13 protein-coding genes are annotated in these 17,805 nt (G+C 45.3%); 5 read left to right on the forward strand and 8 right to left on the reverse strand.

Annotation, left to right across the window (positions count from 1 at the left end):
* Positions 1-518 precede the first annotated feature (518 nt).
* From ettA to T489_RS0102760, 3 genes are all read left to right on the forward strand, one after another.
* Entirely contained in the window at positions 519-2,183 is a 1,665-nt protein-coding gene (gene ettA / locus T489_RS0102750) for an energy-dependent translational throttle protein EttA (RefSeq protein WP_031578511.1), read from the forward strand.
* 266 nt (positions 2,184-2,449) lie between these two features.
* Positions 2,450-2,638: a hypothetical protein gene (locus tag T489_RS0102755; protein WP_157608039.1), complete on the forward strand. Its 189-nt coding sequence runs from the start codon at positions 2,450-2,452 to the stop codon at positions 2,636-2,638.
* A gap of 21 nt (positions 2,639-2,659) precedes the next feature.
* Complete coding sequence (locus T489_RS0102760) at positions 2,660-3,043, forward strand: tetratricopeptide repeat protein (protein ID WP_051621731.1); 384 nt, start codon at positions 2,660-2,662, stop codon at positions 3,041-3,043.
* Positions 3,044-3,224: 181 nt separating this feature from the next.
* Here the strand turns inward: T489_RS0102760 and purL are convergent, their stop codons facing one another.
* Entirely contained in the window at positions 3,225-7,109 is a 3,885-nt protein-coding gene (purL, locus tag T489_RS0102765; protein ID WP_031578514.1) for a phosphoribosylformylglycinamidine synthase, read from the reverse strand.
* Positions 7,110-7,615: 506 nt separating this feature from the next.
* Between purL and T489_RS14850 the strand changes: the two genes are divergently transcribed.
* Together T489_RS14850 and gdhA are read left to right on the forward strand one after the other, a co-directional pair.
* On the forward strand, positions 7,616-7,756 hold the full coding sequence (locus tag T489_RS14850; protein ID WP_157608040.1) for a hypothetical protein: 141 nt from the start codon (positions 7,616-7,618) through the stop codon (positions 7,754-7,756).
* 402 nt (positions 7,757-8,158) lie between these two features.
* Positions 8,159-9,496: an NADP-specific glutamate dehydrogenase gene (gdhA, locus tag T489_RS0102780; protein WP_031578516.1), complete on the forward strand. Its 1,338-nt coding sequence runs from the start codon at positions 8,159-8,161 to the stop codon at positions 9,494-9,496.
* Positions 9,497-9,604: 108 nt separating this feature from the next.
* Here gdhA and T489_RS14050 read toward each other — a convergent pair whose 3' ends face one another.
* The 7 genes from T489_RS14050 to T489_RS0102815 all read right to left on the reverse strand — a co-directional run bounded on the left by T489_RS14050 (position 9,605) and on the right by T489_RS0102815 (position 17,797).
* Positions 9,605-10,099 carry a YchJ family protein gene (locus tag T489_RS14050; RefSeq protein WP_051621732.1) on the reverse strand — a complete coding sequence of 165 codons (495 nt, stop codon included), beginning with the start codon at positions 10,097-10,099 and terminating at the stop codon, positions 9,605-9,607.
* An 86-nt stretch (positions 10,100-10,185) separates the two neighbouring features.
* The gene (gene der, locus T489_RS0102790) at positions 10,186-11,823 is read right to left on the reverse strand and encodes a ribosome biogenesis GTPase Der (RefSeq protein WP_031578518.1); all 1,638 of its coding nucleotides are present in this window, start codon (positions 11,821-11,823) and stop codon (positions 10,186-10,188) included.
* A gap of 107 nt (positions 11,824-11,930) precedes the next feature.
* Complete coding sequence (gene bamB / locus T489_RS0102795; RefSeq protein ID WP_051621733.1) at positions 11,931-13,136, reverse strand: outer membrane protein assembly factor BamB; 1,206 nt, start codon at positions 13,134-13,136, stop codon at positions 11,931-11,933.
* A gap of 56 nt (positions 13,137-13,192) precedes the next feature.
* A complete protein-coding gene (locus T489_RS0102800; protein ID WP_031578520.1) occupies positions 13,193-13,966 on the reverse strand; it encodes a YfgM family protein in 774 nt (257 codons plus the stop codon).
* Positions 13,967-13,980: 14 nt separating this feature from the next.
* Positions 13,981-15,249, reverse strand: a complete 1,269-nt coding sequence (gene hisS / locus T489_RS0102805) for a histidine--tRNA ligase (protein ID WP_031578521.1) — start codon at positions 15,247-15,249, stop codon at positions 13,981-13,983.
* A gap of 160 nt (positions 15,250-15,409) precedes the next feature.
* Positions 15,410-16,498 carry a flavodoxin-dependent (E)-4-hydroxy-3-methylbut-2-enyl-diphosphate synthase gene (ispG, locus tag T489_RS0102810; protein WP_031578522.1) on the reverse strand — a complete coding sequence of 363 codons (1,089 nt, stop codon included), beginning with the start codon at positions 16,496-16,498 and terminating at the stop codon, positions 15,410-15,412.
* A 3-nt stretch (positions 16,499-16,501) separates the two neighbouring features.
* Positions 16,502-17,797, reverse strand: a complete 1,296-nt coding sequence (locus tag T489_RS0102815; protein ID WP_031578523.1) for a helix-turn-helix domain-containing protein — start codon at positions 17,795-17,797, stop codon at positions 16,502-16,504.
* Positions 17,798-17,805: the final 8 nt, after the last annotated feature.

A 17,805-nucleotide genomic window follows, 5' to 3' on the forward strand; every position in this document is an offset into this window, starting at 1 on the left:
TATGCTCCAGTAACCCGTGAATACCACTTTAATTACGTTAAGTAATGATGTGACGCAGGTTGAGAGATACCTGGATAAAATAATCTCAAACCCTTAACAATAAAAAAAACAAAACGCGGGGCAGTGTATGAAGTATACATGTTGCATTAAGAAAACCGGCGTGCTTGTTAGACAGTATTTCTAAAGCACAGCAAATGAGCACCCGGTATTAAGGATAATGAAAAATTAATATTGAGGTAGTTTGCTATGATCACATTAAAAAATTCGAAACCAGAAATTCCACTTCCGAGCGAGTCCTCCGGAAAAAGAAACCCACCACCAAAGATTTAATATCACCACCCTCTTGAATTTTATTTAAGAGGGTTTTAAATTTTCTAATCATCTCTGCAGCTGCATAAGCTGTAAAATTCACAGTCCCGTGTCACGACATTCCACAGACACAGCTCTCTTATGGAGGAAACAGACCGTTTATGATAAAATAGGCATGTTTTTTTCATTAACCAACCCATAGGAAAAATATGGCACAATTCATCTATACAATGAACCGCGTAGGCAAGATCGTACCGCCTAAGCGCCACATTTTAAAAGATATATCATTATCATTTTTCCCGGGAGCAAAGATAGGTGTATTAGGTCTTAACGGTGCAGGTAAGTCAACACTGTTAAAGATTATGGCCGGTATTGACACCGACATTGAGGGTGAAGCACGTCCTCAGCCTGGTATCAAGATCGGTTACCTTCCTCAGGAACCACAGCTGGATCCTGAAAAGACAGTTAAGGAAACTGTTGAAGAAGCCCTCGGTGACGTAAAAAAAGCCCTTGCCCGCTTAGACGAAGTATATGCTGCCTATGCGGATCCTGATGCTGACTTTGATGCTCTGGCAGCAGAACAGGCTCAGCTCGAAGCCATTATACAGGCCGGCGACGGACACAACATCGACAACCAGATTGAACAGGCTGCCGATGCTTTAAGATTACCAGATCCTGATGCAAAAATTAAAGTTCTGTCCGGTGGTGAAAGAAGACGTGTAGCCTTATGCCGCCTTCTTCTTGAACATCCTGACATGCTTCTTCTGGACGAACCTACCAATCATCTGGATGCTGAATCAGTAGCATGGCTGGAAAACTTCCTTAACCAGTACAGCGGTACCGTAGTTGCCATTACCCACGACCGTTACTTCCTTGACAATGTAGCCGGCTGGATTCTGGAACTTGACCGCGGTGAAGGTATTCCCTGGGAAGGAAACTATTCCTCATGGCTTGAACAGAAGGAAGCTCGTCTCGCTCATGAACAGGCAAGTGAAAACGCCCGCCAGAAATCAATTCAGAAAGAACTTGAATGGGTCAGACAGTCTCCGAAGGGAAGACATGCCAAATCCAAAGCCCGTCTTGCCCGCTTTGAAGAACTTAACAGCGTTGACTACCAGAAGCGTAATGAAACCAACGAACTGTTCATTCCGCCTGGACCAAGACTCGGTGACAAGGTTCTTGAAGTTACCAATCTTACCAAGGGATATGAAGGCAGAACTCTTATCAACGATTTAAGCTTCACTGTTCCAAAGGGAGCCATCGTCGGTATCATCGGTGCCAACGGTGCCGGTAAGTCTACTCTGTTCAGAATGATCAGCGGTACCGAACAGCCTGATTCAGGCAGCATTACTCTCGGCGAAACCGTGGTTGTTGCCAACGTTGAACAGTTCCGCGACAAGATGGATAACAAGAAGACTGTTTTTGAAGAAATCTCTCAGGGACAGGATATTCTGCGCATCGGTAATTACGAAATTCCAAGCCGTGCATATATCGGACGCTTTAATTTCAAGGGCACCGATCAGCAGAAGCGCGTAGGCGATCTTTCCGGCGGTGAAAGAGGCAGATTACATCTTGCCAAGCTTTTACAGACCGGCGGTAACCTGCTGCTTCTCGACGAACCTACCAACGATCTCGACGTGGAAACACTGCGTGCTCTGGAAAACGCATTACTGGAGTTCCCTGGCTCTGCCATGGTTATTTCCCACGACAGATGGTTCCTTGACCGTATTGCCACCCATATTCTGGACTACCAGGATGACGGCAAGATCACCTTCTTCGACGGAAACTTTACCGAATACGAAGAATGGAAGGTGAAGACCTACGGTGAAGATGCAGTGAAACCTCACCGCAGAAAGTTCAGAAACATTGCCTAACGCGATGATTCATCAGCTTTAATTTCAAACTGCAAAACCTGAATGATCCTCATTCAGGTTTTTTATTCCCAGAAAACCAAAAATTCTTGCACAGCAGTGGCAACATAAGGCTTAATACTTAGCGTCAGCAGTTCAGGAAACTGCAGTATTCCGAACCGGCAACACACCCTGATTATAAAAAACATCGGAGAAGAAACCTCAATGAAATATCGGACTTCCGACAAAAAACATATTGTTTTCATGATGTCATTTCTTGCCCTGCTTATATGTCGTCCTTTGGCGTATATGCTCATGCAAATGAAGCCTGCATCAACGCTTCAGACTGTCGTGAAGTGGTTGACAGCTTTATTGGCAAAAATGATTATGAAGGAGCCTTACCGTACCATGAAAGCGCATGCAGACCTGATGACGGCATGAGTTGTTTTCCTGTGGGCCTTCAGTACGAAACGGGATAAGGCACTGCCCAGAACTATGACATGGCGAGAACATACAACGAAAAAGCCTGTAATCTAAATTTTACCGCAGGTTGCGCAAACCCAGGTTACATGTACACTCAGTGTTTGGGCGTCAGCAAGGATTTATCCATTGCGGAAAAATATTTTGAAAAAGCATTATCCCTTAATGACGACAAAGGCTGCGATAATCTGAGTCAGTATTATTTTGATAAAAAGGAGATGGATAAATTCTTACCGTTTGCAGAAAAATCCTGCCGACTAAACAATGCCAGAGGCTGCCTTAAAGTCGCAGTCACATACAAGTATGGTCTCGGAACAGCAAAGGGTAATGCAAAGGCCCGGGAATATTTCAAAAAAGTCTGCCAACCGGAAGATCATACAGGGTGTAACAGTTCAGAAAGATAAATCACTTCCCGGGTTCAACGGAATTTTATGCCGTTGTTCTTCAGTAACCGCGAACAGATTAAAAATTTCTTCACACACAAAAAAATGTCATACCGACCGGTATGACATTTTTGTTTTTTTATCCTGATGCCGTACTCCCCTTCCGGAAAGCACGGCATAAACATTTCAGAAAAACCCGCGGTTAGCCTAAAGCCTTACGTGCGTTTCTGAATGCTCTCAGCCATGCACTGCCTTCACCCCAGTCATCAGGATGCCAGCTGTTTGCAACAGTTCTCATGCTGCGTTCAGGATGAGGCATCATGATGGTTACACGACCGTCGGTAGTGGTGAGACCGGTAATACCTTCAGGTGAACCATTAGGGTTTGCAGGATAACGTTCAGTAATATTACCGTAGTTATCAATGTAACGAACGGCTACAAGACCGCTTTCTGAAACCTGCTTCAGATGAGCTGCATCGCGGTATTCTGAACGGCCTTCACCGTGAGAAACTGCAATCGGCATATGAGAGCCGGCCATATCAGAGAAGAACAGTGATGGAGACTTCTGAATTTCTACCAGACTGAATCTTGCTTCAAATCTTTCTGATTCGTTACGTACGAAACGAGGCCATAATTCAGCACCAGGAATGATATCTCTTAAGTTTGACATCATCTGACAGCCGTTACAGATACCTAAAGCAAGAGTATCATTACGCTTGAAGAATGATTCGAATTCATCACGTGCACGTGCATTGAACAGAATTGACTTGGCCCAGCCTTCACCGGCACCGAGTACGTCACCGTATGAGAAGCCGCCGCATGCAGCCAGAGCATTGAAGTCCTTGAGTGTTACGCGGGCATTCAGAATATCTGACATGTGAACATCGATACATTCGAATCCGGCACGGTTAAAGGCAGCAGCCATTTCACCCTGTGAGTTAACACCTTCTTCACGAAGGATCGCAATCTTAGGAGCGGCCCCCTTGGCAATGTACGGAGCAGCAACATCTTCATGAACGTCAAAGGTAAGTTTAACATTCAGACCAGGATCCTTATCATCTGACTTAGCCTTGAATTCACTGGCGGCACAGGCAGGATTGTCTCTGAGAGCCTGCATGTGGTAAGTGGTTTCAGCCCAGATTGAACGGAAGTAGGTTCTGGTTTCATTGATTACGTCTGCACCGTTTCTTCTGAAGATGATGCGATCTTCATCGTTCAGAGTACCGATGGTGTAGATGTTATTGGCAAGGCCGTGACCTGACAGAATGTTCTGAACGTCTTCAACCTGATCCTTTCTTACCTGAATTACGGCGCCGAGTTCTTCATTGAAGAGAACAGCGAGGTCATCACTGCCTAAGCTGTCGAGATCAACGGTGATACCGGTATGGCCGGCAAATGACATTTCAGCCAGAGTTGTGAACAGACCGCCGTCTGACTTGTCGTGGTAAGAAATGATATAGCCCTTCTTGTTAAGGAACTGGATTGCTTCAAAGAAGCCCTTGAGCTGTGACGGGCTGTTAACGTCCGGAGTTACATCACCGAGCTGCTTGTAAACCTGAGCCAGTGCTGAACCGCCTAGACGGTTTCTGCCGTTACCCAAATCGATGAAAACAAGTCTGGTTTCACCGAGATCCGTTCTTAACTGAGGGGTCTTGGTTAAACGAATGTCTTCAACGCGGGCAAAAGAGCTGATAATCAGTGAAAGAGGAGCTGTAATTTCACGGTTTTCACCATTCTGAGTCCACTTGGTCTTCATTGACATGGAGTCTTTACCGACAGGCACGGTAATACCGAGAGCCGGACAGAGTTCTTCACCTACAGCCTTTACTGCAGCATATAAGCCAGCGTCTTCGCCGGGGTGACCGGCAGCGGCCATCCAGTTTGCTGACAGCTTGACTCTTTCGATGTCACCGATGTAGGCGGCAGCGATATTGGTAATTGATTCAGCTACAGCCATGCGTGCGGAAGCAGCATAGTCAAGCAGAGCAACAGGAGTTCTTTCACCCATTGCCATGGCTTCACCGTAATAGGTGTCATAGGAAGCTGCTGTTACACCGCAGTCTGCTACAGGAACCTGCCATGGTCCTACCATCTGATCACGTGCAACGAGACCGGTTACAGTACGATCACCGATGGTGATGAGGAAGGTCTTTTCGGCAACTGCAGGAAGACGTAAGATACGTTCAGCTGCTGACTTAGGAGTTACGCCGGTCAGATCCAGCTTCTTACCTTCAGCCTTCAGAGTCTTAACATTCTTGTGCATGCGTGGAGGCTTGCCGAGAAGCACGTCAAGAGGAAGATCAATCGGCTTGTTGTTGAAGTGTTCATCATTGAGAACAAGACGGCGTTCTTCAGTTGCGGTACCTACTACGGCGAAGTTTGCACGTTCGCGCTTACAGATCTTTTCAAAGGTTTCGTACTGTTCGGCACTTACTGCGAGAACATAACGTTCCTGAGATTCATTACACCAGAGTTCATATGGTGACATGCCAGGTTCATCATTAGGAACCTTACGTAATTCAAAGATACCGCCACGATTACCGTCATTTACCAGTTCTGGAAGAGCGTTTGAAAGTCCGCCTGCACCTACGTCATGGATAAAGAGGATAGGGTTATCAGCCCCCATCTGCCAGCATACGTCGATAACTTCCTGACAACGGCGTTCCATTTCAGGATTGTCACGCTGAACAGATGCAAAATCGAGATCTTCTGCTGACTGACCGCTGGTCATTGATGAAGCTGCACCGCCGCCGAGACCGATGTTCATTGCAGGACCGCCGAGAACAATAAGCTTGGCACCTACAGGAATAACACCCTTCTGAATGTGTTCGTTTCTGATGTTACCGAGACCGCCGGCAAGCATGATTGGCTTGTGGTAACCGCGGATTTCACGACCATTATGGCTGTCTACAGATTCTTCATATGTTCTGAAGTAACCATTGATGTTTGGACGGCCAAATTCGTTGTTGAAACCTGCTGCTCCTAAAGGACCGTCAAGCATGATGTCCAGAGCGCTGTCGATACGGTTTGGCTTGCCGAAGTCAGTTTCCCAAGGCTGTTCAAAACCAGGGATACGTAAATTGGATACGCTGAAACCGCACATACCTGCTTTTGGCTTGGAGCCAACACCGGTAGCACCTTCATCACGGATTTCACCGCCTGAACCAGTTGCAGCACCAGGATACGGAGAAATTGCGGTTGGGTGGTTATGGGTTTCAACCTTCATTAAAATCTGAACAGGTTCCTGATGATAACTGTAGGTATGACTTACAGGATCCGGGAAGAATCTTCCGGCAACGGAACCTTCCATTACGGCTGCATTGTCCTTATATGCACTCAGCACGTAATCATGATTCTTTTCATAGGTGTTCTTAATCATCTTGAACAGTGATTTTTCCTGTGGAACACCGTCAATCACCCAGTCTGCATTGAACACTTTGTGACGGCAGTGTTCAGAGTTTGCCTGAGCGAACATGTAAAGTTCAACGTCGTTAGGATTGCGGCCTAAAGCAGTAAAACTCTTTACCAGATAGTCCATTTCATCGTCTGAAAGAGCAAGACCGAGTTCAACGTTTGCCTTTTCAAGAGCTGCTTTACCCTGACCTAAAATATCAACAGAAACAAGAGGCTTTGGTTCCTGAGTGCTGAACAGCTGTTCAGCGTCATTCAGGTTGGTGAACACCTGTTCCATCATGCGGTCATGAATCAGAGGAAGAATTTCTTCCGCACAGTTACTGCTTTCACCTTCGATGTAGTAAGCAATACCTCTTTCAAGTCTGATAACCTTTGATAAAGCACAGTTGTGAGCAATATCGGTTGCCTTTGATGACCATGGAGAAATGGTTCCCAGACGTGGAGTAACCACATAAAGAGTACCCTTGGTTTCACTTTCATTAATATGAGGACCGTAAGTCAGAAGCTTAACCAGAACATCCTTTTCATGATCTGTTAAAGGAGCACTGACATTTGCAAAGTGAACATATTCCGCATATACGGAATTGATCTTTAATCCCTTTTCTGCAAAACCGGATAAAAGCTTTTTGGTACGGAATTCAGAAAGAGCCGGAGCACCGCGTAAAATTTCCATAAGACTTCTCAATTTGAACGTTTACAACAATCTGTGCATGGCACAGATTTTCAGAAAAAAGTTTGTGACAAAAAACAGGGTAATTATAGTGAAAAATGTGATAAAAGTACACTATTGATTTATTTACACACAATATTCATCGCATGCTTTTCCGTGATTATGTTCCGGTTCTGTATTTACGCACACGGAACGTACTGATTTCTTCCTTTTTATCTGATATCAGGCACTATACCGGCATCTCCCGATCGGTAACGGTCTTTACTCTCAACCACTGCCGTATTAAGGCAAACGGTGTAAATTTAGCAATTTTGTTTAACAAATCAGACCATTAGTAGTATACTCTGTCACCATATTTGCAAAGAGACAGCTAAATATCCTTTTCCGAATCTCAAAACAACAGGGATATGGCACAGGCTACAACGGCGAGAGACGAGAGGAAGCATCTTCGTAAGTCAGCCAGTCTTATTTTTTGGTAATAAAGAATAGTCAAAACAAAGGATTACACCATGAAAAGAGGTTTGAAACTCTCAAGATTTACAGCAAGCAGACTGTCCAAGCACAGAGTTCCATCACTTGTTGCCAAGCGCAGAAACAGACAGCGCCGACATGTGCTTTATACCATTCATTTTGAAAAAACCGAGGTTTAATGTTTTTTCTGAAAACAGCGCATCTCATATCATATACGGAACCGGAAAATTTTAAGTTTTCCGGTTTCTTGTTTTCACCTCTGATTCTTACAGGAAAACAGAAAAAAAAAGCCTTGATTCTGCTGTATATTATTCAACCACCGGTGTATAAATATTCATATTTACGCATAATTATTCATTTTTCAAATTTCAGTATTTTCAAGTAATATCAAGGCTTCTCCATCATTTTAGCTCAGAATTTAAACAGAAAAATTATCGATTTTTAATTATAAATTCTTGACATTTTTACCGTTTAAAAAAATAATATGTATTTGCGTGTATTTTGGTTATTGCCAGATGTTGTTGCACACAAATTTTAGGTATTAACAAAATCCAGATAAATAACTTTTAGGATAACAAAATATGAAATTATTAAAGCCTGTAATGGATAGCGTATTAGCTCGCAATCCAAACCAGCCTGAATTCCACCAGGCAGTTCAGGAAGTTTTAGAAACTCTTGAACCAGTTTTAGAAAGACACCCTGAATGGGTAAAGGCTGGCATCATGGACCGTTTAGTTGAACCTGAACGTCAGATCATGTTCCGTGTACCTTGGGTTGATGACAACGGTAATGTACAGGTTAACCGCGGTTTCCGTGTTCAGTTCAACAGCGCTATCGGACCATACAAGGGTGGTATCCGTTTCCATCCTTCAGTAAACTTAAGTATCATCAAGTTCTTAGGTTTCGAACAGATTTTCAAGAACAGCCTTACCACTCTTCCTATCGGTGGCGGTAAGGGTGGTTCAGACTTTGATCCAAAGGGCAAGTCTGACCGTGAAATCATGGCTTTCTGCCAGAGCTTTATGACCGAATTATCAAAGCACATCGGTGCTGATACCGACGTTCCAGCTGGTGATATCGGTGTTGGTGGTCGTGAAATCGGCTTCATGTACGGCCAGTACAAGCGTTTACGCAATGAATTCACCGGCGTATTAACCGGTAAGGGCCTCGGCTGGGGTGGTTCTCTTGCTCGTACCGAAGCTACCGGTTTCGGTCTCTGCTACTTCATGAGAGAAGCTCTCGCTGCCAACGGTAAGAGCTTCAAGGATGCTACCACCGTTATTTCTGGTTCAGGTAACGTAGCTATCTACGCTGCTGAAAAGGCTACTGAATTCGGCGCTAAGGTTGTAGCTATGAGTGACTCAAACGGTTACATCTACGATGCTAACGGTATTGACCTCAAGTTAATCCACGAACTCAAGGAAGTTAAGCGTGCTCGTATCAAGGAATACGTAACTGTTCATCCTGAAGCTAAGTACGTTGAAGGCTGCCGTAACATTTGGGACGTTAAGTGTGATATCGCACTCCCATGTGCTACTCAGAACGAAATTGACGAAGAAAGCGCCAAGAAGCTCATCGCTAACGGTACTTGGGCTGTTGGTGAAGGTGCTAACATGCCTTCTACCAACCAGGCTATCGCTGTTTACCAGAACGCTAAGATCATCTTCGGACCAGCTAAGGCTGCTAACGCAGGTGGTGTAGCTACTTCTGCTCTCGAAATGAGCCAGAACTCACAGCGTCTTGAATGGACCTTCGAAGAAGTTGACGCTAAGCTCCAGCAGATCATGAAGAGCATCTACAACGCTGCTGCTTCTGCTGCTGAAGAATACACCGGTGATAAGAACAACCTCGTTGCTGGTGCTAACATCGCTGGCTTCGTTAAGGTTGCTAAGGCTATGTACGCTCAGGGTATCGTTTAATACCTAGTTCATACATGGTGCTTTAGTCATCATAAGCAGAAAGAAGGCCTCACATTTTTGTGAGGCCTTCTTCTTTATCTGCATTCTGAAAAATCATAAGTGTTTCAGTTACGCCTTAATACCGATAGCAGCAAGTTCACGAAGCACTGAATCCTTAGAATCAAGTTCTCCGGGTAGCTGATTATTATCTGCTGAATCCACTTCATCCGTGTAGAACCATTTTCCATCTTCGTATACGAAGCTGGATATACAGATGCTTCTGCATACGCCTCCGGCATCTCTGAATGTCAGCTCATACTTTATCATGGCTCTGGTACGATCCTCGTTTAACCATACACCAAGAACCTGAAGCTTTAGCCATTTACCTCCGTTTTTGATTTCTCTGCTGAATTTCTTGGCTGAAATATCAGGTCTGAAATCTTTATGCCAGGTTTTCAGGAGATAGTCAGCTTTACCTTCACAGAACGCGCTGTAACGGGTCATTAGTACCTCAAGCGGAGATTTTTCCGTATCCTTAACACCTGTATGATATCTTCCGCAGCAGTTTCCATAGTCTTTACCGGACAGCCCGCAGTGACATATATTATTCTTTCCGACAGCCATATAAACATCCCAATTGTCATACGTAATCGCTGGTGCAAAAAAAGTCCCGACTCAAAAGTCAGGACTCTCATTCAGTTGCTCAGGACCTACTTCTTCTTTTTACGGTCTCTCTTAGCCTTCTTAACAAAGTCCATCATGCGCTTGCGCTTTCTGATCTGGCTTTGCGTAAGCTTGTTCTTCTTACCTTCAAACGGATTTTCACTGTCATGGAATTCCAGACTGATAGGAGTACCGATAATATGCAGACTCTTACGGTAGTAGTTATTCAGATAACGCTTATACGCATCCGTAAGATCACCGGTCTTGTTTCCGTGAATAATGATGCGTGGAGGATTGTAACCACCGGCATGAGCATACTTAAGCTTAACACGTCTGCCGTTTGAAAGTGGAGGCTGAAGCTCCTGAGTAGCCATGGTTAAGATACGGTTGAGCTTGGAAGTGCTTACTCTGGTGGTTGCTGAGCGGTAGGCACTCAGAATTGATTCAAACAGGTGACCTACTCCGGTACCGTGAAGTGCGGAAATAAAGTGAATTTCAGCAAAATCCACAAAGCCGAGACGGAGTTCAAGATCCTGCTTAACCTTTTCCTTCACCTCTTTATCCAGCCCATCCCACTTGTTAACAGCTATAACCAGAGAACGACCGCTCTGAATAATAAAGCTTAACAGACTTAAATCCTGATCGGTAACACCTGCATTGGCATCAATAACCAAAATGGTTACGTTACTGTCTTCTATCGCCTGCAGAGTCTTAACAACAGAAAACTTTTCAACAGCTTCATTAACCTTCTTGCGCTTACGCACACCGGCGGTATCGATAACAATATATTCCTGATCATCTTTCTTGAGCGGAATATAAATGGAATCTCTGGTTGTACCAGGCATGTCGTAAACGATAACGCGGTCTTCACCCAGGAGGCGGTTTGTTAAGGTTGACTTACCCACATTAGGACGACCTACGATCGCAAACTTTACCGGAAGATCAGAGAATGAACCGTCATGTTCCTTTTCACTGTTGTCAGCAGTTTTCTTTTCTGAGGCTTCTTCAGAACCTTCGGCTGACTCAGAATTCTCATCCTTATTCTGATGACGCTTTTTCCAGGCATGCCAATCAAAGCCGCCGGCCTCCTTGTCCATCGGAACGTTTTCCAGAAAGTCAAAGCCCTTTTCCCACGCAATAACGTCAGGATCATCGAAAGGACCTGCTTCAGGAAGAAGATGTTCCTCACCGTCAGATAAAACAGGAGCCAGAACCTCGTCCAGAAGAGAGCTTAAGCCACGGCCGTGACTTGCAGAAATAGGATATACCGCGCTGATGCCGAGTGCATACAGTTCAGCCGTTGCCACGTCTGAATCCAGGCCGTCAATCTTGTTTGCTACAAGGACGGTCTTTTTCTGATGGCGGCGTACATAATCAGCAATCATGTAATCACCGGAGGTCAGACCGCTGCGGGCATCAACCAGGAAAAACACAAGATCAGCTTCATCTATTGCCAGCAGAGACTGTTCGGCCATATGAGTTTCAATACCTTCCTCACTGCCGTCAATACCGCCGGTATCAATCAGAATATACTCGCTGTCATTATACATGGCGCGACCGTATTTTCTGTCTCGGGTAAGTCCCGGAAAATCCGCAACCAAAGCGTCCCTCGTTTTGGTCAAACGATTAAACAGTGTGGACTTACCCACATTAGGACGCCCTACTAAAGCAACAACCTTGGACACAATTCAGTTCCTCTTAATAATCAAAAAACAGGCTTATCCTCAGGATAAGCCGGTTCGGTTAATTCATTAACGGAATCAGCACTGACGGCACACGGGTATCGGCAGTACTAATCCTCTTTATTTTCATCATCAATGTCTACGGCATAGAGAGTTCCGTCTCTTGACTGGAAATACAGATAGTTATCATCTGTCACCGCAGCAGTATACATGCCGCTGCTGTCAAGCTCACGCATTGACTTAATCTCTCCGGTAGCATCATCCAGGAAATAGATAAATCCTTCATAGTCGCCCACAACCACATGACGTTTGAAGTACGTAGGAGCAGTTACATTGCGATATGTCAGCTGGGTATTTGCCCATCTCTGTGTTCCGTCGACTCTTATAATCGCATAAATATGACTGGACACGTCAGTCAGTGCAATATCAGTAGAGTCGCTGGCAAGATCAAGACATGAAGAATACTGTCTCTTCCACATGGAGCTGAATTCAGGAATTAAAAATCCCTGCAGATTACCGTTGAAAGCAACAGAATACACCTCGTTCATAATACTCAGCGGAGTACTGTTAACATCATTCAGACGGGCAATTCTGGTAGCACCGCTGGAAACATTGACATTGAGCTGATGTATCAGCACACCTGTTTCCTGAGAAACAATATTGATTTTGCCGTTGGCGGTACCGTAAATCACAACCTTGTCGGCAATGGCCACGGGATTACTGTCTCCGCGAAGCGATATCATGTTACCGTCATTACCGTTGGCCCACACCTTTTCTCCGTTATCTGAATTAAAGGCGAACATCTGACCGCTGATTGTAAGAACAAACACCTTATCGTAACCTACGGCAGGAGTTGCAAGAACTTCCTGACCTACATTGGCCTTCCATTTCAGTGTTCCCTCTTCTGCATCAATGGCATACAGATACCCGTTTTCACTGGCAACATACAGCACACCGTACTGAAGCACAAGTCCTCCGGACAAACGGGTGGAACGACGATCATCATTCTCATCCTCGTCATCCAGATCCAGATGCCACTCACGTGATCCGTCATCCTTGTTCATGGCATACACATCACCGTTTCTTGACGCGGCATAAACCTTTACTTCATCAACAACCGGAGAAAGACGGGTGAAGTAATTTCCAACGCCGGAACCTACAGAACGGCTCCATACAACCTTGGTAGCCACACTGTTTATAACCTGAGGAGAACTCACGGGCTGATATACGTCCACATCATTGGAACAGCCGTTCAGTAATACTGATACGGCCAGGGCCATTCCTGAAATTAGCTGCTTCTTGCAAAAGCTGAACATCGACAAATCTCTTTACTGTAAAACCATGCTATGAACAGAATACATGTTTATTTATGCTATTTAGCTGCAGATTCTTCCGCTGCTACGGTTTTAGCAGCAATATCTTCAGCCTTCACTGCTTCTTCAGCCTTAACATCAGCTGCAGGCTGCTGTGAAGCGCCTTCCTGCTTTTCAGCTGCCTTTACCGCAGTCACACCCTTAACGGTTTTAAGAGAATCTCTCTTCATCTTAACCACATTGGTATCATCGTCAGCCTTTGCTGATGAAAGAGCTTCCTCATAGAACTTAAGAGCAGCCGCATTATCCTTATTGGCATATGCCGCATCACCCTTGAGTGAAGCAACTTCAAACTTGAATGCTTCCCTGTTGGTAATGGCATCTAAAACAGCATTGGCTTCATCAAACTTCTTTAACTCAATATTGAGTCTTGCCACTCTCAGACGGATTACGTCATCAAGAATATTGTCACGTGATGCACCGATACTGGCCTTTAAGAGATCGGCAGCCTCCTGGTACTTCTTTTCGGCAACATACTGCTTGGCAAGTGAAAGAGATGCAAGCTGACTGTACACGTCACTGCTGTGGTCACCGATGAATTTCTTAACGTCATTAACACTGTTGGCGTCAGACAGGTCACTGTTCATTACAATGGCATAGAAATCAACAGCATTCTGATACTTCACTTTTTTAGTATAGTCTCTGTACATGAAAACCACTGTAATAATGGCAATTGCCAGAACAATTCCCATAACAATGCTTTTCCAGTTTTCCTGCCACCATCTGTGAAGTTCTTCTTCTCTCTGTTGTGCATCAGCCTCAAAAACGTCCATTTATTTCACTCCTGTTAAAATACGCTCTTAAAATAAGCAGCTGCTGCCGCCATTTCTATGGTCTGCTGTTCACCTGAACGCAGATCCTTAACACTTAATACATTGTTGCTGATTTCGTCATCACCAATAATCACGGCAAAGCGTGCACCAGACTTATCAGCATGAGCCATCTGCTTCTTGAATTTGCCACCGCCACAGTGAGTCATGATTCCGAGACCCGGCAATGCTCTTCTGAGTTCAAGAGCAAGCTTGAGCTGCTGACGTTCAGGTTCTTCACCCATGGCGCAGATCATAATATCCACTGCAGGCTTGCGCTGAACCAGCTGAAGAGTCTCAAGAAGAAGAATCATTCTTTCCAGACCGACTGCAAAACCAATGGCAGGAGTACTCTGACCGCCAAGCTGTTCAACAAGACCGTCGTAACGTCCGCCGCCACAGACAGTTCCCTGTGAACCAAGAGCATCTGTAACCCATTCAAAAACCGTGAGATTGTAATAATCAAGACCACGAACCAGACGACTGTTCAGTTCATACTTTATTCCAAGTCCTTCAAGACGTGAACAGAGGCCGGCAAAATGAGCTTTTGTTTCTTCCCCGAAGTAATCACTCAACTTAGGAGCATCCTTCAGAACTGCAATAATGTCTTCATTCTTGGTGTCAAGAACACGGAGAGGATTGGTATACATCCTTCTCCTGCAGTCTTCATCAAGAACATCCTGATGCTGTTCCAGAAATGCAACCAGAGCATCTCTGTAGGCTGCTCTCTCTTCAGATGAACCGAGAGAATTCAGCTGCAGGGTAACATGTTCTGTAAGACCGAGCTTTGCCAGAACTTCAGCGGTGAATGCAATGATTTCAGCATCAATGTCAGGTCCCTTTAAACCGAACACCTCACAGCCGAACTGATGGAACTGACGATAACGTCCCTTCTGAGGTCTTTCGTGACGGAACATCGGACCGGTATACCAGAGTCTCTGTTCCTGTCCGTGGATAAGTGAATTTTCCAGACATGCTCTTACGCATCCTGCGGTACCTTCAGGTCTTAAAGACAGAGAGTCTCCGTCACGATCATTAAAGGTATACATTTCCTTTTCCACAACATCGGTAACTTCACCGATGGCTCTGCAGAACAAACCGGTCTTTTCCACTACCGGAAAACGGATTTCACTGAAACCAAAAGAGGCTGCGGTTGACTTGAGAACCGCTTCTACCTGCTGCCACATACTGCTGTCCTGAGGGAGCAGGTCATTCATACCTCTGATTGCGTTAATTTTAACCGCCACTTTATTTAGCTTCCTTAAAAAAACATTAACTTAAAAACAAAAACACCGACCGTCACATCAGCACTGACATGCTGTCAGCGGTCAGATAAACGGGAACTGTTTTTATTTTTTCTGTTCGTCCCGCCGCCGCTGAATACCGGTCTGTCACAAATTCATAATCCTATTTACGGTTTCTGGCAAGATAAGCCCTGATTCTTTTTTCCAGTTCATCAATGAGCTGTTCATTAGGGATTCTATCAAGTCTCTCGCCGTCTTCATAGTAATAACTCTTTTCAGCCGCACCGCAGACACCGAGATTGGCTCTTGATGCTTCGCCCGGACCGTTAACCACACACCCCATAACGGCGACATTCAGTGATTCGGTAACATCACCGAGTCTCTTTTCAAGTTCATTGACGGTTCCGATAACATCAAAACCGCGACGTGAACAGGTCGGGCAGGCTATGAAATTAATACCTCTTGTGCGCAGCTTAAGCACTTTGAGAATATCAAAAGCCACTCTAACCTCTTCTACCGGATCTGCAGCCAGGGATACACGCATGGTATCACCGATTCCTTCCTTCAGTAACCATGACAGACCGATGGCGCTCATTACTGAACCTTTTCTGAAACCACCGGCCTCGGTAATGCCCAGATGAAGAGGCTGTTCAATTTTCTGGCTCAGGAGTTTGTATGCTTCATAAGCCACAAACACGTCAGATGCCTTTACACTGATTTTGAAATCCGGAAAATCAAGATGTTCCAGAATTCCGATATGATGCATTGCAGATTCGACAAGTGCTTCAGGTGTCGGTTCACCGTAGCGTTCAAGTATTTCTTTTTCAAGGGAACCGGCATTTACACCGATTCTAATTGGAATCTTATGCTCTCTCGCTGATGAAACCACGGCCCGAACCTTTTCATCACTGCCGATATTACCGGGATTGATGCGCAGACAGTCTGCACCGTAATCAGCGACCTTAAGGGCTATGCGGTAATCAAAATGAATATCCGCAACAACAGGAATCGGAGAACCGGCCTTGATTTCCTTAAATGCTTCAGCGGCCTTCAGTGTCGGTACGCTCACACGCACGATATCGGCTCCAGCTTCGGCAATGGCTCTAATCTGTGCAATTGTGCTGTCAATATCAGTAGTATCGGTATTGGTCATGCTCTGAACCGATATCGGGGAATCCCCACCTACCGGTACATTGCCAACCATGATTTTTCTGGTTTTACGTCTTTTTATCTGTTCGGTTAGAGTAATCATGACTTATTGTACAGCCTCTGTAATCACAACCTGACTTGCACGTCTTTTGATTTCGGCCTGATCGGTAATCTTCGGACCGAGACTTCCTGAGTTATTTGCCTTAGGCTTTGAAGCAGGTGCAGGAGCCTTTACTGCAGGAGTTGTTTTGGCAGCGGGCTTCCTGTATCCCATTTCATCAGCAAGAGATACAACCTGACCAGATTTCAGATTTCCGGATTTGGCTGCAGATGAGGCATTTGTACTGCTTACTGCAGGCTGTGCGGTCTTTTTCACGCTCTGATTTCCCTGCTTAACGGGAGCAGTCTTCTGCACACTCTTCTGCTGAGCGGCTTTTGAAGGGGAAGCTGACTTCTTGTATCCCATTTCATCTGCAAGAGATACCACCTGACCTGATTTCAGACCTGATGACTTTGCAGGAACCGAGGTTCTTGTCGGAGAAGAGGATGCCTGAGGCTTCTGGTTTACGGAACTGTTTCTTGCAGGAGTGTTCTGAGCCTTCTTTACAGGAGCTTCTGCTGGAACACTCTGAGGCTTCTTTGCAAGTGCTTCGGCCGGTTTAACATTATCAGTCTGAGCTCTGTTCGCTGCCGGATTTTCCATTACCACCGTGTTCTGAGCCTGAGCAGACGGTCTTCTTGCCGGAGCCGGAGTGGCAACTACAGGAACATCCAGAGGGTCTGCATCAGGAAGACTTTCGAACTGAATTTCTTCTTCAACGATTGTATCTTTACGCTCAGGCCCCACAACAACTCCCTGTTCAACATCCTGTTTCAAAACCGGGGCTGGGGCCGGCTTGACACTATTCTCAGGCTGAACGTTCTGAGAAGCAGGAACAGGTAATTCAACGTCAACCAGCTGATTTGCCACAGGCAGCTCAATTACCCCTGAAGCCTGCTCCTGCGGAAGCTGCAGAACTCCGTTATCGCTGACCTCTGTCTTATCTTCCTTTCCGGACAGGGCAAAGAACAGAACGGCAAGGGCAACAACTCCGATAACCACGCCACCGCCGACAACAACCCTCTTATCCAGTTCATATGAGTCTTCAGCTCCGCCCTGAGCCTGACGAATGGCGTTCAGTTCTTCAACATTAACATCAGCAGACAGGTACTTAGCATATGCAAGGCAGTCTCCAAGCTTAAGATGACCGAAACGACCTTTTTCCATATCATTAAGCAAATAACTTCTAATCTTTAACTGCTCTGATGCCTGAATAAGGGATACGTTGTTCTTTTCGCGCGCTTCCCTGTATTTGTTTCCAAGCAACTGAGCTGCTTCACTGCTTGCACTGTTGTTTATCATTTTTTCTT

The organism is Ruminobacter sp. RM87 (genome assembly GCF_000701925.1).
Taxonomy (GTDB): domain Bacteria; phylum Pseudomonadota; class Gammaproteobacteria; order Enterobacterales; family Succinivibrionaceae; genus Ruminobacter; species Ruminobacter amylophilus.